This window comes from Pseudoalteromonas sp. SG43-6 (genome assembly GCF_014164365.1).
GTDB classification, from domain to species: domain Bacteria; phylum Pseudomonadota; class Gammaproteobacteria; order Enterobacterales; family Alteromonadaceae; genus Pseudoalteromonas; species Pseudoalteromonas rhizosphaerae.
This window is the reverse complement of sequence record NZ_JACJEZ010000018.1, coordinates 30,443-54,656: the sequence shown is the minus strand read 5'-3', so window position 1 is coordinate 54,656 and position 24,214 is coordinate 30,443. Positions and strand designations below refer to the sequence as shown.

Here is a 24,214-nt window from a genome sequence, read left to right as displayed (position 1 = left end):
GTGTTTAGTTAGCCAATCTAAAGAATTAAAAAGTAAGATTAGCCCTTTCCGTTTCTATCATGGGTATGGCAATAATGCAAAATATTATTAAAACATCACCTGTTCCTATGTGCGATTTTAAGCCTTAAACTTTGTAATCGGCTACACTGGTTCAATTGAAAACCGTTTAAACACGCTCAATCAAATTTAAACAGGGTTTAAACATGGTTTAACTTGTATTTAAAGTTATGGTTTTACGTTTTGGTGGTTAAGCCATGTTTTATGGAATTGTTGTTTGGTTGGCTTGAACTCTAAATATAGATCGTTAGACATAGTAAGCTCGTGATTAAGCGTTAGCCGAATGTATTCTTGCTCCGTTATGATTTGATCAGCATAAGCCTGGCTAACAGCATTCAAAAAGTCTTTGCTTGGGTTTGATTCTAATTTATTGGTAAGTGCTGCATAGAGTTGCGGCATTGCCTCATCGGGGTTTGATGATAGGTATTTATCAGGATCGTTGTAACGAACATAAACAGCTATACCAATACAGTACAAAACGATGGCTGCTGCGATAACCCAAAGTAGTTTGTTGAATTTTTTTAGATATGTTTGTTTGATCATAACCTTTCCTTGGTAATTTTATATTTATTGAATATAGTTGTTAACAAATAAAGTTCAAGGGACCTGATGTGGAAACGGTTTATAAGTTATTAAATTTTTTCGTTAAATGTTTTTCTATCGATGAAAGTAGAGCGTTACATAAGAACTATTCATTTTGGTTTGCGTTATTAACTCCAGCAATTATTGCATTGCTACTTGGTCTGAATTTAACTAGAGAGTTAGTTATACATGAAAGATTCGATTTTGGTTTTACGGCTGCGCACTTAGATTCTTTTATTAATTATTACAAGTTCCCGATAGGCCTTTTGCCGATATCAATACTGCTGAGTGTTATGGTTGCCCGTTTTCATGCATCAAAGCAAACGGTTGCACAAACACACCTTAAAAATTATTTCGATCATCACGAGTACTTTGAGTCATATTGTACTTATTTAGAAAAGCAGCATCTTGTTAGCATACGAAGCCGTGAATTATATTTATTACTTTACCCAGATTCTACAATCAAGGAGTTTTCACCTATACCAAGCTCTAATATCATTGACAATTTTGTTGAGCTGACTGAAAAATTAATTAATTCTGATGAGGAATTAGGTGTACAAGAACAAATTGTTGAAGCTTTCGATTTAGTGATAGATTTTGAAACTCAGAACATGATTTATTTTAAAGAAAACCATTCAGAAGAGGATCGAATGTTGACTTTAAGTATTTTAGATTGGCATGAGAGCATGTCATTTATTTTAAAAGATCTTTATGCATTTAAAGGTAATTTAATTAGTTTAGATAGTTTAAACGCTATGACTGAGATATTTAGAGATTTAAATATGAAACTTAAATTATCATCTTGTGAATGAAATACCTTGATAACTCTAACAACTCAATTTAGCCTATATACGTTACCCCATTCTTAACGCTGTAAAGTCTTTTCCAGCGGTTCAATAGTCACGACCCCCCTACACTGGGTGCCACTTAGTTAGTTTATTGGCACTTGGAACATGGCAAACAAAAACACCCAATTTGATTGGTTTGAAGTATTTAAAGCAGGTACCCAAACCGACGCTAAAGGCGTTACTCATAATTTTAGTGAATCTGATTTACATAGCGTTGTAACCAACTTTAAACCGAAGTGCGCACCGCTGGTTATTGGCCACCCTAAAATGGACGACCCTGCTTGGGGCTGGGCCAGTGAATTAAAAGCGGTTGGTGGCTCGTTGTTTGCCAAGGCTGAAGACGTATGTGCTGAATTTGCAGAGGCTGTACAAAGCAAGCGCTACCCTAACCGCTCTGTACGTTTAGAAAAAACTGATAACGGCTATAAACTGGCACACATTGGCTATTTGGGCGGCAAGCCCCCCGCTGTTGAAGGTTTAGCTTGGCAGTTTAACCAAGCTGATGACGCCGACACCCTTACCCTAGAATTTGCTGCCGGTGATATTGACAACATATCGCTGCGCACATCAAACACCCTTACCCGCCTAATGGGCAACTTGCGCAACTTTTTAACTGACCGTTTTGGTAGTGAAGCGGCTGACAAAGTTGTGCCCGATTACGAAAGCGAATGGTTAAAAGAAGAAACCATTATTGCTGAGCACGAACGTGCTAAAGCGAGCGCGGGTGAAGGTGCTGAATTTAGTAAAGGCGACGCTATTAATAACAGCAATGCCACCCCACCCACCCATGAGGACAATGCAATGGATGAAAAAGAAAGAAAGGCGCTGCAAGACAAGCTTGATGCAGCCAACGCTAAAAACGCGGAGCTTGAATACGCGCAGCGTGTTGCAGCGGCTAACACCTTTATTAACACCGAAGTGAACGGCGGCAAAGCCCCGCGCTTAACAAACACAGAGGGTGTGGCTGAGTTTATGGCCAAGCTTGATGACGGCGACACCACTTTTGAGTTTGCTGCCGCAGACGGTAAAAGCCAAGAGCTTAAACCCGCTGCGTGGTTTGAAGGCTTTTTAAAGGGCTTGCCTGAGCAAACGGGTTTAACTCACGAGTTTAACAAGGACGATAAAGACGGTGAAGTGACTGACGACAGTGCAGAAGCGCTGGCAGCGAAGGCGCTTGAATTTCAACAATCACAATCTAGCAAAGGCATTGAAATTAGTATTACTGCCGCGCTAGACCACATTAAAAAGGCTTAACACCATGGCACAACCAGGATTTATTAGAAACTTTAGCGCGGTTGCTGTTATTGCTGCCAATCGATTAGTGGCGGTGTCTGCGCTTGAAGACTTTCAGGTTGGCGCTGCTGTTGATGCAAGCGCCGTGTTTGTTGGTGTTACAGAGCAAGGCACAGACAACCATTTACGTGTTGATGTGGTAATGACCCAAAGCGCCCCTGTTGAATTTGGTGGTGATATTGCGGCTGGTGACTTAATTGTTGCTGATGCGGACGGTAAAGCTATCGCCCTTGATTTAGCGAGCTACGTGGGTGAAACCAAAATACACGTTGCAGGCTGGGCAATGGAAGAAGGCGACGCTGGCACCATTGGCGACATATTTTTAGCCCCGCAGTTAATTGCGACTATTCCGAGCGCTTAACGCGCTTGGGTTAACTTAAATTTTTAAAGTGAGGATTTGCCATGAGTAATGGTATGCCATTTACCCCTGACGTTGAGCAAACGGCCATAGCCATTGCTTATCGTAATAGAGCTTTGGTTGCAGACACACTTGCACCCTATTCACCGGTTAACTTACGTAACTATAAGTGGACCGAGTACAAAAAAGGCGAAAAATTTACATTAGCTGATTCAAAAATTGGCCGTAAGTCTAGCCCCAATCAGGTTGAGTTTAGTGTTGATGAGCGCAATGGCTCGGTTACTGATTACGGTTTGGCTGACATAATACCCAATGACGATGTAACCAATGCCCCAGCAAACTACAACCCGCGCACGCATGCTGCCGAAAGTTTAACTGATTTGGTGCTATTAGATCGCGAAGTGCGTGTTGCAACGTTGTATAACACGGCTGCTAATTTTGGTACATCACAATCACTTGCAGCACAAGGGTTTAAGTTTTTAGATAACCCTGAATTAGACATTTTACCGTTCTTTTTAGAAATGCTTGACGAGCCACTGATGCGCCCGAACGCGATGACGCTCTCGCAAAGTGTGGCTACTAAGCTGCGTACTAACCCCAAGCTTTTAAAAGCATTTAATGGCACTAGTGGCGACCAGGGCTTAGTGCCATGGAGCTACATTAAAGAGGTGTTAGAGCTAGACCATGTAACTGTTGGCCAAGCGCGGCTTAACACCGCTAAAAAAGGTAAAGCCATTAATTTAGAGCGCGTATGGCAAGACAGTTTATCGTTTACTTATCACGACCCGCTAGCCTCGTTTAACAACAGCCGCATGACGTTTGCGCTAACCGCGCGTTATGGCTCGCGTATATCGGGCAACCGTAACGTTTCAGCTGGTTTAAATGGCGGTGTTGAAATCATGGTAGGCGAAGCCGTACAAGAGCATGTAATTGCTAAAGACTGCGGTATTTTGCTGACCAACGTGCTGACGCCAGCCGGTTAATTAATCATTGTTGTTCCCTGTGTAAAGGCCCCAGTACCGACTTGCTCGGGCCTTTTTTTTACTAACTGAGGTGTGCATGTTTACTACAGAACAAGCAGTTATAGACAAAATAGGCATTAATACGCTGTTGCAATTTGCATCAAGTAAGTTTAACGAAGTGGGCAGTCGCGTAACGCGTGACGATGTTGAAGCCGCCCTTTTAAGTGAGACGTACAGCGAGTTGCAAGAGCAAATTAATGCCTGGTATGCGCAAGCACAAAAAAATGTAAATGCTGTTATAGCCGGTTATGTATCGCGGTTTGCGTTAAACCAAGATGATATTAATAAATCGGTATTGCCAGGTATTGCTAACGATTTAATGCACTGTGAGTTAGCCCCTAACATTGCTGACGAAAACCTTAAAGCCCTTAAGAGCCACGCCATGGCGATGCTTGATAAAGTTAGTAAAGGTGTGATCCAAATTAAGGAAGACGCGCCTGCAGGCGTAAGAACTGGGATGCGAACTAAACCTGCAGGCTCTCAATTTAACTGGCCAGGTTATTAAATTGGCGGGTGTATTTATACATATAACCGGGAATGCCCTACCGCGCTTAGCCCAAATTGCAAACACAAGCGGTGAACCAGCTGATGTATTGGACGACATTGGTGCATTTTTAGACATGGACGTCACCACCCGCTTTTTACGCGAAGTAACCCCCGAAGGCCGCAAGTGGGAGCAGTCGCAAGCAGCAAAAGACCGTGGCGGTTTAACGCTGACTGATGACCGTAACCTTGCAGGCTCTGTTACGCACAACGTAAACGGCAATACGCTTGAGCATGGTTTAGGTGAAAAGTATGCAGCCATACACCACTTTGGTGGTGAAACTGGCCGCAATAAAAGCGTGACGTTACCTGCACGGCCAATACTGGGTATAGCTGCTGTGCAAGAAACTGAGATTAACGACATCATAGCCGATTGGTTAATTTAAACAGTCCCTTGGTTAAGTTTAAAGAGTATTTAAATGGCATTTAACTTTGATTTAAACAACATAGAAGCCCTGCTAAGCAACACTGTTTTTGATGCGTCGGTAGGGTTTGCCAGTGATTTTAACACTGTGCGTGAACATGCTGTACACAGTGCGCAGTTGTTTGTATTGCCATTAGCCGATGACAACACCAACACCAATGAAGTACACGGCCTTGATGAATACCAGGTTAAAGACGTGTTTGCGGTGATGATTGTGATCCCCTGCGCTGCAGGTAATGCCCACAGTGATGCACAAGTAAAGCAATTGCGCAGCGATGTTAAAGCGGCCATTGCAGGATGCCAATACCCTGGGTGGGACCCAATAAAGCTCGATAAGGGCCGTACAATTGAGCTTAACAAAAAAACCAACAACCTAATTTACCAGTGCCAGTTTAGTGTAACTGGCCTACATACCGTAACTGTGAAGGTGATGCCATGAGCAAACAAACCGAGCCGCAATCAAGTAAACCCGCTGAGGAAAAAGGCGTTGTGATCACAACCCCTAAAAAGTCCCGCGCTATGACGATTGCCCAAAACGTTAACCAGGTACTGGCAAGTGCTAAAGGTAACAGAGATGAAATAGCCGGCGCTTTTAATTTAAAAAGCGGTGAGCTAATTAAAGTGGAGACTAACGCATGAGCAGTTGGCGATTTAAAGACAAACTCATTTTAGCTGATGCCCTGGGCACAACCTTAACGGGCTTACACGCTATTTATGCCAGTGACGTTGAACTGGCCCTTGAAAGCGAAAGCGAAAAAGACGAGCTAGAAACCAGCTACAGCGGTGCGAGCATGGAAACGTTTTATGGTGAGCATATAAGCCTAAACTTTAAAACCCCGCTTGCTATGAGCGGCACGGTGGGTAATGAGCCTGCCTTTGCCCCGCTGTTATTAGCCTGTGGCATGGTGCAAGTGGCTGATGCCTCAAGCGTTACCTTTACTAAAGGTGCGGCTGTGGCTGTGACCTGCAAAGTACGCTTTGGTAAAAACACCCACAACATTAGTGAAATGAAGGGCAATGTGAGCTTTGCCCTTGAAAAAGGCAAGCCCATGCTGAATTGGCAGTTTAAAGGTTTGTTTAGTGCGCCGGTTGCAAGTTTAGCCGCCCCTGCTGTTGATTGGGATCGTTGGGTGCGCCCCGAAGTACTCGGCGTAAGTAATAGCAGTGATTTTAAGCTTAACGACGTTAAACGCACGCTGCACAAGCTTACGGTCGACTTAGGTAATAACGTGGTGTTTGACCTTGCCATTAATCATGAAGAAATAATGATAACCGGTCACGAAAGCAGCGCTAACTTTACGCTAACCGCTGAAGAACTGGCCACTTTTAACCCGTTTGATGATGTAGGCAAGGTGCAAATGTTTGAATTTACCCACGGCACCGCCGCAGGTAAAAAAGTGACCATTATTGGCCGCTACCAAATGCCTTGGCCTAAATACACCAGCCTGGACTCAGAATTAACCGGTTATGAGTTTGACGGCAAGCTAGTGCCAAGCGGCGCAGGCTATGACGAACTGACGATAGTGTTTGAGTAAGTTAGTCACCCAGAAATAACGAATTACGACTGCTAAATTAGGAAAACACGCAATGAAATTAAAATTATTAAACCAGTTAAAAAATGCCGTAATAAGCGCCCCGCTCAACTTTGAGTTTGGTGGGGTTATTTTTAAATTTACGGCAAAAATTAAGCTGGTACCTGAAAGTGAGCTTAAAACACTCACTGAAAATCAAGGTGCTAATGATGCTGAGATTGTGCGCACATTGTTAGTGGGTTGGGATGACTTTTTTGACGATGGCAAAGACGTACCATTTGACAAAAGCACCCTTGAAGAAATGTTGGCGTACAGCGGAATAACTGCCCGTTTAAGTGTTGAGTGCATTAACGCCCAGTACCGCATACAAGAAAAAAACTAGCAGATGTTGCTAGGTGGTTTTTGGGCGACCTAGCAGCAGACAGTAAAACCCTTGATGACGACGAAGCCCATTTTGGTGCACCTACTAAAGATGCACCACAAGTAGAAGAAACATTATTTGTATTGCCCCCGAATCACACAGCTGTATTGGCATTAACTACCGCTAGCAGCCAATGGCAACGGGATAACGACGGGGTAGAAATTGCTCTTGATTATGCCAGGGCTGATATAGCCTGGCGCTATGCAAATATAACTCTTAACACCGATGATTTTGCAAAACTGCAAACCCTAGAGCGCACAATAATTGGTTTAATAAGGCGACCCGATGAGCAACAACTTGAATTTGGCGTTACGCTTAAGTTATGACGGTAAAGCAGTTACCACCGGTGCGCGCCAAAACGTAAATGAATTAAACCGTATTCAACAAGCAGTACAGCGGCAAATGGCAGCTAACCAGCAATTAGGTGCCAGCCAAGCTCGCATTATGCAACAGCAAGGCGCAATGACCCGCCAGCTGGGGTTAATGAATAGCGCCTACGGGCAAATTGGGGCCACACTCACTACCTTGGTGGGTATTGGCACCGCTACTATGTTTGTGCGCGATACGGGCGCAGCACAATTGCTCGATACCCGCTTAAAGGGGTTAACTGGTTCAGCTGAAAACTACGCCAAAGTACAAGAGTATTTATTTGCCACATCAGACCGATTAAACACCGTTTACACCACCCTTGCCGACTCTTACAGTAAAATTTTAACGCTACAAGAAGTGGGTGTTGTTACCCAAACCCAAGGTAAAGCCATTTTAGAGGGCATGGCTAACGCCGCTGCTAAAACAGGTGCCAGTAATGTTCAGCTTGGGCAGAGTTTGTTTGGTATGACGCAAGGGATGACTGCCGGCGTTTTACGCGCGGAAGAGTTAAACCAAGTAACAGAACCCATGCCAGGGCTTTTACAAAAACTCGATAAAGCAGCGGGTAAAGCCGCCGGCGGTTTTAGGCAAATGGTGAACGATGGCCAAGTAACCAGCCAGATGTTTAAAAACTATCTGATCAAAGCGCTTAACGATTATGCCGGTGCGGCCGAGGCCACCGAGGGTAAAATAAACGCCAGCTTTGCGGAAATGGGGAATGAGTACCAACGTTTAATACGCAAATATGAAGAGCCAGTAAACTTTGCTGTTACAAGTGTGGTTGACTCAATTACCGACAGCATGGCCTATTTGAGGGAGAACGAAGAGGTTGTAAATGGTTTAGTGATGGCAACCAGCGGATTAGCTGCCGTTTTAGCTGGGCATTTAGTTGCTGGAATAGCTGCCAGCACAAAGGGCTACATTGCAAATATTGCCGCTAAGAACCGTGCGTTAATTGCTGATGCAGCCTTGGCCAAACAATCTAAAGCGACTGCTATTGCAGAGCACCAAAGGGCATTAACTGATCAGGCTGCTGCAAAAAGACAGCTAGCAATGGCGCATACTGATGGCACTAGAGCAGCTGCAATTAATAAGTTGGCTGCAAGTAATATGCAAGTAGCTGCAACACAAGGAGCGGTAAACGCTACAACCAACGCTTATGGGCCTATTGCTCGTAGAGCAACCTTAGCAGCACGGGGCCTTAGCACTGTAATGGGTCTGTTAGGTGGCCCTGTTGGTTTGCTCGTTACTGCAGGGCTTGGCCTTGCTTACTTTGCAAGCCAAGGCGATGACGCTACCGACTCGGTAAATAAATTAAAAGAAGCCAGTAAAGACCTAAACCCGTATGCAAATTTAACCGGTAGCCAAGCGCAAGGCTTACTATTAATGGCTCAAGGGCGTATTAAAAATGCGATTCAACTTGCAGATGAAGCACGGGATCGTTTTAACAATCCATTCTTAAAAGGTAAGTTTTCTGACGTAGAGGACGCTGAAAAACGTGTTACCGATTTAAAGAATGAAATTGTGGCACTGCAACAAGTGCTTGCAATTAAAGAAACTGAAAAGCCTAAGCCAGTTGTAACAAGTACAGCCCTGCCCGATAACATTAAGCGCTTAGAAGTCAGTTTAATGGGTGAAGAGGCTCGCTTAAAAGACAGCTACGAAAAACGTAAGCAAATGGTGATCGTTGCACGTGAAAACGATGCTGCTAATAAAGTTAAATACGACGCTATTTTAAAACAGCTTGATGTTAAATATGGCGAAGACCTAAAAACCATTGCACAAAAACGTGAAGCCGAAAAAACACGTATACAAAACCAAGCAGAAGAAAAACGTAAAAACGACTTACAGCGCGACTTAGAAAACCGTATTGCTGTAGTTAAAGGCTTTGCTGGGCGTGAAGCGCTTGCCGCTTACAACAACGAACTGAGCGTTGAACAAGCCAGACAGCAAGCCCGTGTGGATGCCAAGCGACGAGCACAAATAGGCTTAGCGGCAAATGATGAAACGGGCGAGCTTAAATATAACGCAGATAACCAAATTCGTGAGTTAGAACGCCAAACTGAGCTTAATGCCGCTAATGGCTACCACAGTCAGCGCGAAGCTAATGAGGCAGCACATAAAGAACGTTTAATGCAAATTGAAACACGCCATACAGGTGCGTTGCAGGCCAATTTACTCGCCTTTGCTAATTTTGAGAAACAAACCCAAGCAGAAAAAGCCAGTGCAGTTGTTGGTTTTGGTGCTGATATGTTTAAAAGTTTGGGAAAGCAAAGCAAAACAGCCTTTAAGGCGTATAAAGCGTTTGCGATTGCCCAAGCTGTTATTAATACCTACCAAGGTGCAACTGGCGCATTTGCTTCAGCATCACAAATACCTGGTATAGGTTGGATCATGGGACCTATCGCAGCAGCAGCGGCCGTTGGTTTGGGGATGCAGCAAGTTCGCCAAATTAAAGCCCAGCAACCGGCGGGTATTGCGCACGGTGGTTTAGATTATGTGCCGAATGAGTCTACCTATGTATTACAACGTGGTGAGCGCGTATTAAGCCCTAAACAAAATACTGAGATTAGCCAAATGGCACGGCGTTACAATGCTGGCGGCGCTGCTAATGATGGTGGCGGCTCTGGTGGTGTAAATATACATATAACCAATCAAATTACGGTACAAGGTGGTGCTAATGAACAAACCTCACAAGCGGTTGGTCAAGACATAGCCCGCCAGGTTGTTGGTGTTGTTGTGGCTAACATTCAAAGTAACGGGGCAATTATTCGTGCAGTTCGTGGCGCTGCTTAGTTGTTAAGTAATTGAGATTCGTGTAAAAAGGAGTTTTAAAGCGAGGGAATGTTGATGAGTAAAGCGAATAAAAAAAATAACTCTGCAAAAAACGCATTAATAATTGCAGTCTTATCTGTTGTGTTATCAGTAGGTCTTTTTTATTGTAGATTTGGTTTTAAATTTAATGCCCCCATGGAAAGCTGGGTTGAAACTGCAATTTACTTTAATAACATACTCTCACCGATATTTCTTTTAATAACAATTTTTTTATTATATTGGACTTGGAAAGATACGAGAAATGGCTTGAAGCTTCAAAGAGATGATGCACGTTATCAGGCCGTAATTACCTCTTATGAGAAACCATCATTAGAGTTCTTGAATTTAAGTAAAGAAGTAAGTGAAGAATTGGGTTTTCCTTTTATAGAATACTATATTATAGAAGCTTCTGACTACCTAAGCACTTTTGATGATTTTAACCATGAAGCTGAGCACAAAATAAAAGTTCTTCCTGCTCCCTATTTGTTAAATCTCCCAAAACTTTGGGATTTTGTGGATTATATTTTTAGATTATATAAAACGCTTGATAATGACCAACATCAAAGCTACTTTATAACACATATAAGAGGCCGTTTTAACTCAAAAATTACTTTAGGAATTTTAATTTCATATTTGTCTTTAATGCTTGGGCCATCTCATAAAGGTAAAGTAAAAAGTATCACAAAAGAAGATATTGAAAAAATAACTTTATTAGGTTTAATTTCAGGTATCGACGACCGATTGATTAATGGATATCAAATAATTGGCAAAAAAATATTAAATATTAAGATTTTAACCCAGTATTTAGTAAAATTTAGGAACACCTGACAATGTAAACACCTTTCCAGCCGAAACCTTACCAGCTAAATTTTATACTCGTTACCAGTGTTTTATTATGAAACTTGGTAACGATGCAATCACTCCCCCTACCCAAACGGCCTAAAAGCTCTAACTTTACGTTAGTGCCCAATAGCCAAATACACTTGAATAAAGCCAACAATGCTACCGAGGTTTACGACCTTGAGGGTGCATATTGGGAGTTTGAAATAGAGCTTACCAATGTACCTGAGCGCGATGCATTGGCCCTTGATGGTTTTATTGCTAGCTTACGCGGCCAAGTGGGCACGTTTACCTTAATTGATTACCGCCGTGAACAGCTTGATAAAGACTTTGTTGGCTATGTGCGTGGTGCAAACCAAGATGGCAATATTTTAAATATTGATGGCCTACCCGCCAACCAAACCTTATTGGTTGTTGGCGAACGTATGCAAGTAGGTGTTGGCCAAAACACTGAGCTAAAAGTTTTAACCCAAGATTTAACAACTGACTCACTTGGCCGCGCAACGGTTATATTTGAATCCCCCCTACGCAAAATACCTGCAGACAACACCCTAATTACCTTTAAACAACCGGTTGGTTTATTCCGTTTGGCTGATAACAAGCAAGGCCTTGCCAGTGCGCAGTATAAAAATGGCATAGTTACAAGCTGGAAAATTAAAGGTCGGGAGGCGTTTTAATGGAAAGCCTAAACGCCGCCCTACTTACTGATTTAGCCACCAGTGGCCGCGCTCGCTTTTTTGTACGCCTGGCGTTTAAAAGCGGCGATGTACTGCTGCATACAGGCGTAGGTGAACGCCGCTTTGCTAATTTAACCTGGCATGGCGTGGGCATGCTCGGCACTGTAAGCGAAATACCCGCCAGTGATAAAAACGACAGCACCAGCATACGTTTAACACTACACACCCAAGACCAAGCTGTATTAGCTGAGGTGGCCGAAAACGACCCCATTAGCCAGGGCTGTGAAATTTACCTTGTTACTGTGGATGAACACTACCGCGTAAGCCAAAGCCAATTGCTTGAAAGTGGATACATTGTTGCCTGTGACGTAGAGCGCGGCGATGTATCGCAAATACAGCTAAGTGTTGCAGGTGAAAGCGAGCGCTGGAAAGAAGCCCGTTTAAATCAACGTTGGAACGACGCCACCCAAAAATCACTTTACCCGGGTGATGTATTTTTTAGTGAACAAACCACCGCTAACAAACAAAACCTACCTGATACGCAACCTGGTAATTATATAGGAGGGCCACGCAATGAACGTCGCCGCTAAGCTTGCTGCATTTATTAACCAACGAAACTGTGAACCGTTTAAATGGGGTAAAAATGATTGCTGCCTATTCGTTGCCGACTGGGTGTTATTTGCAACTGGCAGTGATGTAGCAGCGGATTTTAGAGGTAAATACCGCACTGAAACTGGCGCGTTTAAACAACTATTTAAACGCGGTTTAAATGATGTTCAAAGTGTGTTTAAAGAGCGTTTAAACCCTGCTATAGCGCTTAGTTACGCCCGCCGTGGTGATATCGCCTTAGTTGAATTTAAAGGTGAGTATGTGGGCGGCATAGTGACTGTAAACGCAGTGGTGTGTGTGGGTGAATATGGTTTAGTAACCCGACCAATGGACACAGTAAAAGCGGTCTACCCGTTGGAGCCGCGAAATGTCTAAGGTTATAGATACGGTTGTTAATGTTGTTGATACTGTTTTTGATTATACAGGGCTTGGCGCACTGTGGGATTCGTTAGCGCCGGACTTGCCAGAAAATGATTTAGCCACACTTGGCCAAGGGCTACAAAAAGGCATAGACCAACCAAGGCGTATTACTTTTGGCCGTGACCGTGTGGGCGGTGTTATTGCTCACCAAGCGGAAGTTGAAAAAGGCGATAAAAAATGGATGCAATTAATTGTACTCATTAACGGTGCGCCTATTGATGCCCTTGAAGAGATTTACATTGCTGATAAAAAGCTGAGTGATTACCCAAGTGAGAGTTGGGATTATTCGCTCAGCGATGGCCGCCAAACTACTGCAAACGCTAAAGCCGTGGCTAAAATGGCGGGCTGGACCAGTGAGCATGTGGGCTTTGGGCAAAGCTATATTTTTATAGAGATTGAAAATAACCGCGAAGTGTTTGAAGACGGCATTGGCGATATGGGCTTTTTAATACGCGGCGCTAGAGTGTGGGACCCACGGGATACAAGCCAAGACCCTGATGATGAAACCACCTGGCTTTGGAGTCAAAACGCCGTACTGTGCGCCCTGCACTATGTGCGGTTTTATGGCGCGTATGAAGTGCCCTTTAGCAGGTTGCCGTTGCAGTGGTGGATTGCGGCAATTAACGTGTGTGATGAAGACGCCGAGTTTACCGACGCTCAGGGTGTTGTTACCACTGAGCCGCGCTACACAACCAATGGCAGCTTTACATTTAGCACCAAACCAATTGATGTTTTAAACCAGTTAGAAGCCTGTTTTGCTGGTAAAATTTTTAGACAAATGGGCCAATGGTATGTGCGGGTAGGTGCATGGTATGGCAACCCGACGTATACAATTAACCAGGATGATGTACACGGCAATATTAAAATTAAATGGCACGCTGATTTACGCGACCGTGCCAATGTTGTTAGAGCCACATTTACAGACCCAGAGCAAAACTACGATCGTACAGACGCCCCGCCTGTCGTGTCTACTGGGTATCAAACCATTGATAATCAGATATTAGAAAAGTCTATTTCACTGCCATTTGTACGCAGTAGCACCACTGCGCAGCGCCTAGCAACAATTTATTTAGAGCAAACACGCCTTGGCGAAATAGAGCTACCGCTTAAGCACAAAGGCTTAGCTGCTGCGGTTGGCCGTACTGTGCTTTTAAACTTACCCCGCGAGTCGATTAACAATAAAATTTACCGTGTAACCGAGCGCCGCTTTAGATTAGATGGCGGTGTAAGCTTGATGTGTGTTGAAGACGGCCCTAATTTATGGGCTGATAACATAATACCTGGCGCGCAGGATTTAACTCCAAACAGCGACTATTTGGTAGGCAAACCTCAGCCTATTTTTGATGTACGGGTAACAATAGATGGTGATGGCAACGGCATTATTAAATGGAACCACCCGACCCCGCTTGCTGTGCATGAATACGATGTTGAGTTTATTAATACCGCTGCTGATGAGCAGGTATTTAAAACCTCTGTTACGTATACGCAAGTTGTAATACCTAATTTGCAGTTGGGTGAATACACCGCCCGTATTAGTGCTAAAAACATATTTGGCCAGCGCTCACAGCTTGTTGCTGTGCAATTTAGTGTATTAACACCTACTTTGCCAACTGTGTATGTAACCGCTGATTATAACCAAATTACGCTCACTGCCGAGATTGCAGCAGCAGGCATTGGCACCGCGTTTGAATGGGAGTTTTTAGGCACTAACGCACAGCCACAAAGCGGCGAACGTGTGCTTGCACAGATTTACAACCGCATTGGTTTAAAAAGCGAAACTGAGTATAAATTTAGAGTGCGCAGCGTTAATCACCTGGGCGCAAGTGACTGGGTTAATGTAACGGCCACCACGACCACCGTTGATTTAACAGAATACATTAACGAATTACCCCTCACTAAACTAAGCGAAGAAGCCCAAACTTTAATCGCAGACATTAACGCGCAAGTTGATCGCCTGCGGCCAGAAACCGAGAACAACCTCCCCAGCTTAATTGCTAAAAACCTTGATGCAATCAGCGGACTTGCTGAAATAGTACAAGTGATTGATGCTGAAAATCCAAATAACTTACAGCAACAACTAGCCGACTCTAACAGCAAAATAAACGATTTAGAGCGCGTAACAGAGGTTTTAGACGCAACCCAGCAAAACAGCCTGCCAGCGCTTATTAAGATCAACAATATTGCGATTGAGCAACAGCGTTTAGCCCAGCAAAACATGGGGCTGAGCTTATTAAACGTAACGAGCGCATATACAAACTGGCGTAACGAGTACGAGCGCCGCACGTTTAATAACGAGCGTTTAATTGATGCCGCTGTGTATGTTGATCCTGACACGGGCACCATTGTTAATCGCGCTTACGCCTATGCAGATGAAAGCTTTAACAGTGCCACCCTCTTAATTGACGGTGTGAATAGCAAAATTACTATTGCGTCACAGCAAATTACACAGTCTCAAAATCGCATAAGCCAAGCCGAGGCGCAGCTTATTATTCAAGCCGCGCAAATCAACCAAAAAGCCACTTTTAGTGAGGTTGAGGGACAAATAGCCGGTGCATTGGCAGCGCTACAACCTGCGTATAGCTGGCAGTTTAATACAAGTAGCGAAGGGTTTGATCCGGATAGCCATAACGCAACCGGTTACATTGTTGCCACTACGCAAATTAGCAGCCCTGCTATTAGCTATAACGCCGATGAAAACCCGATGTTTCGCCTGCGCGTGCGTAAACATGTGGGCACAACCTGGCGCGGTGATATTAAATTTAATGGTGGGACGACAATCCTGCATTTACCTGAGCCAACGGGCAACGATTTTGAGACCTTAACACTCGATGCCACAGGAGCAGCAGGCTATACAGGCACCATTACCAGTTTAGAGTTTGACCTTGGCGCGTGTGATATCGACTTTATCGAGGTGGGTAAACGCGGTGCAAACGATTTAGCCCTTGCAGACATTACCGCGCGTACCACAGAGCTTGAGCAAGACATTAACGCCGCAACGGGCGTTATGGCACAGTATGCAACAACCGCTTGGGTTAACGCCCTGGGCTATCAAACGCAAAGTAACGTACAAACGCTTATAGATTCGTTTAATACTCAGTACAGCATTGCCGCTACGCTGCAAGAGTTTAACGACCAAGACATCATCGTAAAAGCCAACGCTGCTCAAACGTGGATCGACGGAGCAAATGCCACCATTCGTGACCAAGTAACCAGCATTTTAAACAGTGACGATGGTGTAAACCAGCGCATTAGCACCGCTGAACAAAGCATTGATGCCATCGCTGGCGAAATAAGCCAAAGCATTACCCAAGTAAGCGGCCTAGAAATTGATGTTAAAGGCTTAGGCTTAAATGAGGTTATTGCAGCATACAACAAAATGCAGCAAGACAAAGAACTTGCAGAGCAAAGCTTTAGCCTTGCTGCCGCTAATCAAAAGCTTGCCGCTGTTACTAATGATGTTGAATCACTCGCAACGCAAACACTTGAATTAGTGGGCTTATACGGCCAAAACGCTGCGTATTTAACGAGTTTAAACCAAGCATTTGCGAACGAACGTACCGCCCGTTCAAGCACTGAACGTGAGCTGCGCGCTGAAATTATCAACGAGGGTACGCGCTCAGTAGCACAAGCCAACGAAAGGGTTGATGCCATTGTTGGTTACTGTGTAGATGCCGAGGGCAATAAAGTTGATGAAGTTAACGCCATGGCATGTATTGCCGCTGGCCATGAGTGGGTTGACGGCCCACTGGTACAGTTAATTAACGACTACACCAGCGTTTTTGTTAATAACCAAGGCTACCAAACCGCCGCGAACGTTGAGCAGTTTATTAGCACGTTTGACGGTGAATACAGCATAACTGCAACAATCCAGCAGATTAACGACGAGGGCATAATCACTGCAGCAAAAGAAGCCCAGCAATGGATAAATGCCGCTGATGGCACCATTACAAACTTGATCACCCAGTTTGTTAATAAACCAAACGGCATAAACGATAACATTGCATTTGCGTACGATTTAATACAAGCCAATGCAGACGATCTAACTGTAACTGCCAACTCGCAGCAGCAACTAAGCGTGCGCATGGGCAGCGCCGAGGCTGATTTAAACCGCATTGATAATTTAGTGAGCACAGAGCAACAAGCTCGTGCAAGCATGGGTTCACAATTACGCATTGAGTTTCAAACGCAAGATTTGGTCATGCTGGCAACGGCTAACGAGTTTACCCGCGCAGTAACGGGCTATTGCGTAGATGCCAACGGCGAACGTGTTGATCAGGATGATGCTGTGGCGTGTGAAGCTGCGGGCCATACGTGGATTGACGGCCCAGCCGTGCAACGCGCAGTTGAAATTGGGGCAGCATGGGTAACGCTGCAGGGCTATCAAACCCAAAGTAACGTAAGCCAACTGCTTGATACATTTAATGCAACGTATCAAATAAGCGCGACACTGCAAGAGTTTGCTGAAAATGGCACTTTGCAAAAAGCCAATAACGCTCAGCAGTTTATTAATGCTGCAGAGGGTTATATTGATAATCAGATCACGTTATTTAACGATAAAGAAGATGGCGTAAACGCGACCTTTGCGAATGTAAAACAACGATTAGATGCCGCTGAGGGCGCGGTAACGACTAGCATTTTGCAAATTCAGGGCTTGGAGCTTGGGCAAACGCGGCAGGGCTTGAATGATGTAATTGCAGCGTATAACCAAATGATGCAAGACAATGAGTTGGCAACGCTCAATGTTAAAGCGTCGCTCGCTAACGAAAAGCTGCAAGCTCAAGCTGGTGATTTTGAAAGTTTGGCTCAGCAGCAGCTTGAATTAGCAGCCATTTTTAACAACAGCAATGCCATTATTACATCACTAAATAAAGCGGTGGCAAATCAATATCAATCAAGTGTAGTGCGTGACCAACGTTATCAAGCCACGTTTGAAAACGTTACAGCGCGTTTTAGTGATGTTACTACTGCCCTAGCAACAATCAATGAAGCAAGTACGCTGCGTGATGAAGAATTTGCATCGTTTGTTGACGACACTATTGCTGAGTTTGACGAAATAACCCAAACATTTGCAAGCCAAGACCAAGCGTTCAGCACGTTACAACAAACCCTAACCAGCAAAATTAATGATGATACCGAGGCCGCTAAAAACACCGCGATAGCCACAGCTCAGCAATACACCCGCACTGCAGTAGGTTATTGCGTAAATGCTGAGGGGCAAATCACCAGCAAAAACGACGCCGTGCAATGCGTGGCAGATGGCGGCTCATGGGTTAATGGCCCGCTCGCTGAGTTTATCGCCAATATGCAAATCACCGATGGTGAAAACAGCGCGAGCATTAAACAGCTACGCCAGTTATTTACCACAGTAGACGGTAAGCTGGTAGCTCGCGGTGGCTGGACGCTTGATAACAATGGTCGCGTAACAGGTATTGCGGGCTATAACGATGGCGAAATTGCAAGCATTGATTTAGTGGGTGATGTTATACGCCAAGGCGTGATGGTTGGTGACACCTTTGTGCCAACGTCCTACGTTGATAATACCGATCCGCAAAACCCACAGCATGTTATACGTGGGCGCTTAATATTAGGTGATGGCCACGAAGTTAAAAACCTTGAGGACATTAAAGCGCAGGATGGTGCGGACGGAAAAACCCGTTATGTTGAGTACCAATATAGTGTAAATGGTACCAGCGCATGGCATGCGAGTTACACAACTGGTGACGTATACCGCCGTGAGCGCACAATTGAAGACGGCACCGCGATCACATCATGGTCAAACGCCGCGCGTTTAACGGGGTTAAAAGGTGAAAAAGGCGATGCGCCAACAATAATCACTAACCCTGACGGCTCTTACACAATTACCAACGGCGCAGACACCATCACCATTAAAGATGGTGTGGACGGTGATGCAGCCCCCATACCAACAGTGACAGATAACGGTAACGGTACCCACACAGTTACCGACGGCGCGGGTAACAGCATTGTTATTGCAGATGGTAACGACGGTAACAACGGCGTAGATGGCGCGAGTGCATTTACTATTAACGCTGTAAACGCCAATGCAGTAAAAACGGGTAACAGCGTTACTAAAGTAGCGGGTGCGTTAACGTGGAATGCGGGTGCTCAGAGTGTTATGAAATACAAAGCATGTGCTGTATCTGCGACGTTAAATGATAGCCGCCATACTATTTTTGGACTAAGTAACACGGCCAACACTGCAGGTGGTTATGAGCACATTAACTTTGCAATGTACGGTGATCAAGGTTCAATTAGCATTTATGAATCAGGGGTATATATTGGCTTTTTTGGCAGTTATACCAGCTCAGACAATCTAGCTGTTGAGTGTGATGGCGAGCACGTACATTACTACAAAAATGGCGTGGTTTTTTATTCATCAATCACGGTGCCAAGTGGTGTTTACGGGTTTGATTGTAGTATTTATCAAGTAGGTACAGAGCTTACTAACATTGCATTTACTCAATTGGGTTTAGCGGGTTACAGCCCAATAAAAGGCATTGATTATTTTGATGGAAATGACGGCAGCTTTGTTAGTTTTATTTACATTGCGGCTCAGTCAGTGCCCGCAAAACCCGCAGGCGGCAGTTTTAATGGCACTGTAGAGCAAATACCGCAGTATTGGAGCGACACACCCGTGTATGTGGCGGGTTATGTCACGTATGTATCAAAAGCGCGTTATGTATCAAACGGTACAGCATGGGTCAATCAAGGGTGGAGCAACCCTGTACCCTATATTATCAAAGGCACGGATGGTTCCAGCGGTAGCCGAGGCGCTGGCCGTTACACTGTAGCCACTTCAACCGGCGCATGGTCAGATGCAACAGCAAATGCCGCAGTACCCAGCAACACCCCTGTTACTGATGACATAGTAACCATTTATAAATCCAGTGACCCAACTATTGAAACCACTAAAAAATACAATGGCTCAATGTGGGTTGGTTATACGCTGTTAGTTAATGGTAATGCGCTAATTAGAGGTTCTGTTGATGGCGATTCATTTAAAGCCGCCACTAAGATTACAGCACCAAAAATTATAGGGGGCGAGTTTGCCGTTACCGATCCAAGCTCAGCTTATTTAGACATAGTGGGACGCTCCACCCCCTTTGGTCCAAGTGGAGATTTAATATCGTGGTATGGACCAAAAATAAACGGCGTCACTTGGAACGCTACAACACAGGAGCCCATTTATTCAGGCATGAGTAAAAGCAACGCAGTTAGCTATAAAACAAACACCGGCAGCTTTTATTTTGGGGGTACTTTCCAAGCGGGTATTTTGTCTATATCGCGCCAAGCAACCAACACATCAGGGCTGCTTAATGTATCAACAGGCCCCTTTACAATACCAGGAGGCACAACAGCAATAACTATTGCAGCAAGTGTTTCGGCTCAAGGTAGCGGGATGGGCGCAGGCATCTGCCCTGCAAATCAATACAAACCTAATTCAATAATAGATATAGAGAGATTTGTCGGGGGGACGTGGCAATCAATCGCAGGCAATAACGCGATGGGCACAGCTAACTGCATACAAGAGGGGTCAGAAATGATTCTTTCAGTTTCCGCTGGAGTATCTGCAAATACAAATCTAGCAGTCAGTGCTGGACAGTCATTACAGCTGAGGGCTGTGGCTAATACTGTTGCATTTCCGTACTCCGAAGACGGGGTGCCAATATCTGGATCGCGCTCTGTATCGATTGTTGTAACAGGTAGCAACTAAATTAATTAATAACGAGGACTAAACAATGGCAGCATTTACAGCTAGTCAAGCCAGCGTGACCAACGGCTCTAAAGTGGTCACAATCAACAGCGGTGAAAGTATCGCTAATATTAGACAGGGTGACTTTTTATTCTTAGCTGGCTTTTTAGTTGAGATAAATCGCGGATACGTGGGCGGTTCAAGTCAGCAGTACATAGAGCTTGTTAAGAACTGGGAAAACAGCAATCAATCCAATCAAGAGTGTATTGTTATTCCGACAACCGGTGATTTTAGAGCGGCGGTTGATGTAATAACAAAGGCAAATGTGTTGGTGAATGATAATATTGTCGCGATGAACGATTGGCAAACCCAAATGGGAACCGTCACGTTCAAAAACCAAGACGGTACCACGACAGAAGTTAAAACGTTAAAGCAAATTGAAGCAGATAACGCCGCCCAAATGGACGCGTATCATCCATTCCCGTGGGCTATGCGCAAAGTGGAGTTTGAAGCTCGCCGCGCTGTGAATAATCAAAAGTTTGCGGCCAGTGGGTTTGTGCATAAAGGTAAAGTTATATCTCCCACTACAGGCTACAATAAAGTGGCAAGCGGGCTATGGACAAATGAGTTAACACCCAATGTATTACGATTAGGGAGAGTAGACGGTGATGGTAACAGTCTTACCGATAATCCACAGTTAAATATTGCAGGTATTCTGACTAACCTTAAATATTTAGGTACCTCTGGTAGTCTATTCGGCGTTGAGATAAAGCTTCCACACGCCGAAGATGGCACGCGAACTTACGACAGCGCCACGGGTGTATCAGTCACACACGCCACCCCAGCTATTGCGTTTGCGAGTGAGACTGAAACTAACAAGGTTGTGACAGAACGTGTGGATATGTGGGGTTTTGAAGCGTTTTTACGTGAAATTAATAATGCCGACCCGTTTGTTTATGCAAATGGATTAATTCAAAGCCAAGCTACAAGTATCAATGGTGTAACAACGGTAAGTGATAATGTCCGCCCTATTACCTATTTTGCATGGTATAAGGGTGACGACTCTAGTCGCGGTAAAGGCGTTAACTGGCAAACTGCAAGTGAAACACAACGTACGGCCATTGCAAGTGACCCAGCTAATAAAATCTATTTTGATGATTCAACGGGTAAATTTTACCAATTTTGTGCTCGTGGGCGCAGTTTTGCTGGTGCGGGTAATGGTGATTGGCAAGTACTCGATTCATCATCTTCTGGGGGGTTACTTGCTTACTCTGTATCTTCACCAGTAAAAAGAATCTCCCCGCAGGGTATCAGTAATGTTGATGCTGCATATACGTTAGCGTCACCTTATTATTACAACACTAATCATATCAGTGGTTATAGGGGCAATACAGGCTCATTTTTATCAAGTAATACGGCCGGTGGTGTAGATACCTCAGTTGGTGTGAATGGTGAGTGCCATTTTTTAGTTTGCGGCACTGTTAATAGACTAAATGAGGGCGCGTATCATCCAAGTCTTAACCCTACAGGTACATCAACACTAGTAAATACAAATGGCAGTCGAGTTAAGTGGCTTTCGGCAGATTCAGCAAGAAAGTTAAAAAGTAAGAGTGATTGTTTTAATTACTATAGTAGTGGTGGTTTTGTTGCGAATGGCGATATTGGTGGCAGCATTACAAGCAACTTTTCTGGACGACCAGACGCTCGTTTTTATGATGCTATTTACGCCAGCGGCCAAGGCGGTGTTTGTCGTGATATGCGATACTCAGCGTGGGGTTTAAAGCAAGAAGATTTTGCAGAAGCCGACTTAGCTATTAAATCAGGCGAGTATCGTGGACAAGAAAGTGCCGTCATAACGAATGTGGGGCAAACTTCGGGATATCACACTACGACATATTTAAATTTAGGAATGACGAAACCCAGTTGGTGGACAAATAATTTAAATTCATCACTAGATTTTTCCTCGGTTTGCATTTTTTACAATGGCAGTCCAATGTATTTCAAAATACAAGGATTTTCTTTGCTTGACTCATCTTCAGGTTCATTAGAGGGCTATAACATTCGTATCGTACCAATCGCCCCCGCAATTGGTCACGGCATACCTGCGGGTGAAAATCTTAATTACGTTCTGTCATTAGCTATTGGACCTTCGCTATCTTCAGAGTTTATACATACAGATGTGCAAGGCTCAATACCAGATATACTACTCTGCGATGACCTTAAATACGGCTGGGTAGGCAGCTATTTACCTGATTTACCTAATGGTACAAAAGATGAATTTGCACTCACTAGACCATACGGTGGATCGGGAACGGATATTATCCGAACTCATACACTAAATAACGGTGTAACGTGGACTACAGGACTAACAGCAATTGGTAATGCGGCTAAAAACACAGTCACAGTTACTAACATGCCAACTAATCAAGTGACGGTTTGGCAGTATAAAGTTAATGCGAAAATTGTAAGAAATGATTTAAACTCCAGTGTTTACGGTGGTGTCGGCGATGTGTGGGCAACGTCATTTTACGCAAAAACATGGGGAAGAGATTTCGCTTATTCGGCAACGGGTAAAATATTAACTGGCAGTTCTGGTTCTGGCGGCAACATTAACCGAAATTTCAAAATTACTGATTACAGCCTACGCCCTATCACTAGCGTGTTAGATTTTACAACAGGCCGAGAAACTAAACACGCCCCAATAGACCTACTCGGTATAGATAATGATGTAGGGTTCAAGGCGCTGAATTACAACGCAGTCGAAAACCAACAAGGCTTTATCAATTACGCTTACACTGAGCTTAAACACGATGGTACGGATTGGGGCGATGATGGCAAAATTCATATCGTAGACGGTCAAGCGACAATGCTTGACGAAAACGGAAACACTGTTTTAGTAGGCACTGCTCGCTGTGTAGAACCACTTGGATGGATTAAAAATGACAAATAAACTCGAGCCAATATTAGATTTTATCGTCCTAGACGAAAACGAAGCGCCAGCTCTTAATGAGCAGGGCTTACCTGCACTGAAACAAGGGCCAATTGTTAAAGACCTGGCACAGCTTATCGCCAAAGGCAAGGTTGAGCATATTGAAAAATTTGCAGAAATTGCAGCCCAAGGCGAGCAATGGCAATGGGCACAAAGCTACTACGATTATTTGGTTGAGCTAAACCAAGTTAACGAGTACAACGCTAACTTACCAGAGCCCGTGGCCAATGAAGACGGCACAATTACAACAGTTGATCCACGGCCAGAGCCCGCAGCACCAGAGCGGCCTGCAGTGCAAACGGTTGAGCAAGTACTCGCGCCACACCAACGCAAGATAGATAAGCTATGTGGTATAAAGTTCAAAGGTATTAATATTTCACTTTCTGAAACAAATCAGAATGGATTATCAGCACTAAAAAGTGCATTGGAACTTGCGAAAGAGTTTAATGTTGAGGAGCAATTCTTCCCCATTAACTTCAATGCAGAAACATGTAAAGGCGTTGAAGTACTCGAACTACTAAACGAAACCGAGTTTAAACAATTTGGTTTAGATTTCATCTTGGCTCGCAAGGCTTTCTTTAGCTAACATTTAAAAAGGGTTTAAACACTGTTTAAACCCTACTCTTTCAACACATCAGTAAACACCATTGTAATGACCAATAAAGTCAAAAGTAAAGCCTATTTAACATAATTAATAGCATTCTA

20 protein-coding genes are annotated in these 24,214 nt (G+C 44.2%); 19 read left to right on the top strand and 1 reads right to left on the bottom strand.

Annotated elements, in window-relative coordinates; all coding sequences use genetic code 11:
• Positions 1-225 precede the first annotated feature (225 nt).
• A complete protein-coding gene (locus H5201_RS09570; protein ID WP_182784415.1) occupies positions 226-600 on the bottom strand; it encodes a hypothetical protein in 375 nt (124 codons plus the stop codon).
• 68 nt (positions 601-668) lie between these two features.
• On the opposite strand from H5201_RS09570, the gene H5201_RS09565 reads away from it, so the two are divergent.
• From H5201_RS09565 to H5201_RS09475, 19 genes are all read left to right on the top strand, one after another.
• On the top strand, positions 669-1,451 hold the full coding sequence (locus H5201_RS09565; protein WP_182784413.1) for a hypothetical protein: 783 nt from the start codon (positions 669-671) through the stop codon (positions 1,449-1,451).
• A 141-nt stretch (positions 1,452-1,592) separates the two neighbouring features.
• Positions 1,593-2,741: a hypothetical protein gene (locus tag H5201_RS09560; RefSeq protein WP_182784411.1), complete on the top strand. Its 1,149-nt coding sequence runs from the start codon at positions 1,593-1,595 to the stop codon at positions 2,739-2,741.
• 4 nt (positions 2,742-2,745) lie between these two features.
• Positions 2,746-3,141: a DUF2190 family protein gene (locus H5201_RS09555; RefSeq protein WP_182784409.1), complete on the top strand. Its 396-nt coding sequence runs from the start codon at positions 2,746-2,748 to the stop codon at positions 3,139-3,141.
• Positions 3,142-3,182: 41 nt separating this feature from the next.
• Positions 3,183-4,121 carry a capsid protein gene (locus tag H5201_RS09550; protein ID WP_182784407.1) on the top strand — a complete coding sequence of 313 codons (939 nt, stop codon included), beginning with the start codon at positions 3,183-3,185 and terminating at the stop codon, positions 4,119-4,121.
• 76 nt (positions 4,122-4,197) lie between these two features.
• The gene (locus tag H5201_RS09545; protein WP_182784405.1) at positions 4,198-4,665 is read left to right on the top strand and encodes a hypothetical protein; all 468 of its coding nucleotides are present in this window, start codon (positions 4,198-4,200) and stop codon (positions 4,663-4,665) included.
• A gap of 1 nt (position 4,666) precedes the next feature.
• The gene (locus H5201_RS09540; RefSeq protein ID WP_182784403.1) at positions 4,667-5,089 is read left to right on the top strand and encodes a phage virion morphogenesis protein; all 423 of its coding nucleotides are present in this window, start codon (positions 4,667-4,669) and stop codon (positions 5,087-5,089) included.
• Between the two features lie 33 nt (positions 5,090-5,122).
• Positions 5,123-5,566, top strand: coding sequence for a hypothetical protein (locus tag H5201_RS09535; RefSeq protein WP_182784401.1), 444 nt, complete (start codon positions 5,123-5,125; stop codon positions 5,564-5,566).
• A complete protein-coding gene (locus tag H5201_RS09530; RefSeq protein WP_182784399.1) occupies positions 5,563-5,766 on the top strand; it encodes a hypothetical protein in 204 nt (67 codons plus the stop codon). The genes H5201_RS09535 and H5201_RS09530 overlap by 4 nt, the downstream gene beginning before the upstream one ends.
• Positions 5,763-6,662 (top strand): hypothetical protein, encoded by a 900-nt coding sequence (locus H5201_RS09525; protein WP_182784397.1) that lies wholly within the window; start codon positions 5,763-5,765, stop codon positions 6,660-6,662. The genes H5201_RS09530 and H5201_RS09525 overlap by 4 nt, the downstream gene beginning before the upstream one ends.
• Before the next feature lie 52 nt (positions 6,663-6,714).
• The gene (locus H5201_RS09520) at positions 6,715-7,041 is read left to right on the top strand and encodes a hypothetical protein (RefSeq protein ID WP_182784395.1); all 327 of its coding nucleotides are present in this window, start codon (positions 6,715-6,717) and stop codon (positions 7,039-7,041) included.
• A gap of 20 nt (positions 7,042-7,061) precedes the next feature.
• Positions 7,062-7,406: a hypothetical protein gene (locus H5201_RS09515; protein ID WP_182784393.1), complete on the top strand. Its 345-nt coding sequence runs from the start codon at positions 7,062-7,064 to the stop codon at positions 7,404-7,406.
• Positions 7,366-10,245, top strand: a complete 2,880-nt coding sequence (locus H5201_RS09510) for a tape measure protein (protein WP_182784391.1) — start codon at positions 7,366-7,368, stop codon at positions 10,243-10,245. The genes H5201_RS09515 and H5201_RS09510 overlap by 41 nt, the downstream gene beginning before the upstream one ends.
• 54 nt (positions 10,246-10,299) lie before the next feature.
• Positions 10,300-11,091: a hypothetical protein gene (locus tag H5201_RS09505; RefSeq protein WP_182784389.1), complete on the top strand. Its 792-nt coding sequence runs from the start codon at positions 10,300-10,302 to the stop codon at positions 11,089-11,091.
• 155 nt (positions 11,092-11,246) lie between these two features.
• A complete protein-coding gene (locus H5201_RS09500) occupies positions 11,247-11,780 on the top strand; it encodes a hypothetical protein (RefSeq protein ID WP_259399679.1) in 534 nt (177 codons plus the stop codon).
• On the top strand, positions 11,780-12,370 hold the full coding sequence (locus H5201_RS09495; RefSeq protein ID WP_149981151.1) for a hypothetical protein: 591 nt from the start codon (positions 11,780-11,782) through the stop codon (positions 12,368-12,370). The genes H5201_RS09500 and H5201_RS09495 overlap by 1 nt, the downstream gene beginning before the upstream one ends.
• Positions 12,354-12,764 (top strand): DUF6950 family protein, encoded by a 411-nt coding sequence (locus tag H5201_RS09490; RefSeq protein WP_182784385.1) that lies wholly within the window; start codon positions 12,354-12,356, stop codon positions 12,762-12,764. The genes H5201_RS09495 and H5201_RS09490 overlap by 17 nt, the downstream gene beginning before the upstream one ends.
• Positions 12,757-20,541 (top strand): phage tail protein, encoded by a 7,785-nt coding sequence (locus H5201_RS09485; RefSeq protein ID WP_182784383.1) that lies wholly within the window; start codon positions 12,757-12,759, stop codon positions 20,539-20,541. The genes H5201_RS09490 and H5201_RS09485 overlap by 8 nt, the downstream gene beginning before the upstream one ends.
• Before the next feature lie 25 nt (positions 20,542-20,566).
• Positions 20,567-23,470: a hypothetical protein gene (locus H5201_RS09480; protein WP_182784382.1), complete on the top strand. Its 2,904-nt coding sequence runs from the start codon at positions 20,567-20,569 to the stop codon at positions 23,468-23,470.
• Positions 23,460-24,095, top strand: a complete 636-nt coding sequence (locus H5201_RS09475) for a hypothetical protein (protein WP_182784380.1) — start codon at positions 23,460-23,462, stop codon at positions 24,093-24,095. The genes H5201_RS09480 and H5201_RS09475 overlap by 11 nt, the downstream gene beginning before the upstream one ends.
• The last annotated feature ends 119 nt before the right edge of the window (positions 24,096-24,214 follow it).

Excerpts from the sequence above, each read along its gene's own strand:
- H5201_RS09570 (WP_182784415.1), bottom strand. The coding sequence starts at position 600 with ATGATCAAACAAACATATCTAAAAAAATTCAACAAACTACTTTGGGTT.
- H5201_RS09560 (WP_182784411.1), top strand. The coding sequence starts at position 1,593 with ATGGCAAACAAAAACACCCAATTTGATTGGTTTGAAGTATTTAAAGCA.
- H5201_RS09555 (WP_182784409.1), top strand. The coding sequence starts at position 2,746 with ATGGCACAACCAGGATTTATTAGAAACTTTAGCGCGGTTGCTGTTATT.
- H5201_RS09550 (WP_182784407.1), top strand. The coding sequence starts at position 3,183 with ATGAGTAATGGTATGCCATTTACCCCTGACGTTGAGCAAACGGCCATA.
- H5201_RS09545 (WP_182784405.1), top strand. The coding sequence starts at position 4,198 with ATGTTTACTACAGAACAAGCAGTTATAGACAAAATAGGCATTAATACG.
- H5201_RS09535 (WP_182784401.1), top strand. The coding sequence starts at position 5,123 with ATGGCATTTAACTTTGATTTAAACAACATAGAAGCCCTGCTAAGCAAC.
- H5201_RS09530 (WP_182784399.1), top strand. The coding sequence starts at position 5,563 with ATGAGCAAACAAACCGAGCCGCAATCAAGTAAACCCGCTGAGGAAAAA.
- H5201_RS09525 (WP_182784397.1), top strand. The coding sequence starts at position 5,763 with ATGAGCAGTTGGCGATTTAAAGACAAACTCATTTTAGCTGATGCCCTG.
- H5201_RS09520 (WP_182784395.1), top strand. The coding sequence starts at position 6,715 with ATGAAATTAAAATTATTAAACCAGTTAAAAAATGCCGTAATAAGCGCC.
- H5201_RS09510 (WP_182784391.1), top strand. The coding sequence starts at position 7,366 with ATGAGCAACAACTTGAATTTGGCGTTACGCTTAAGTTATGACGGTAAA.
- H5201_RS09505 (WP_182784389.1), top strand. The coding sequence starts at position 10,300 with ATGAGTAAAGCGAATAAAAAAAATAACTCTGCAAAAAACGCATTAATA.
- H5201_RS09495 (WP_149981151.1), top strand. The coding sequence starts at position 11,780 with ATGGAAAGCCTAAACGCCGCCCTACTTACTGATTTAGCCACCAGTGGC.
- H5201_RS09490 (WP_182784385.1), top strand. The coding sequence starts at position 12,354 with ATGAACGTCGCCGCTAAGCTTGCTGCATTTATTAACCAACGAAACTGT.
- H5201_RS09485 (WP_182784383.1), top strand. The coding sequence starts at position 12,757 with ATGTCTAAGGTTATAGATACGGTTGTTAATGTTGTTGATACTGTTTTT.
- H5201_RS09480 (WP_182784382.1), top strand. The coding sequence starts at position 20,567 with ATGGCAGCATTTACAGCTAGTCAAGCCAGCGTGACCAACGGCTCTAAA.
- H5201_RS09475 (WP_182784380.1), top strand. The coding sequence starts at position 23,460 with ATGACAAATAAACTCGAGCCAATATTAGATTTTATCGTCCTAGACGAA.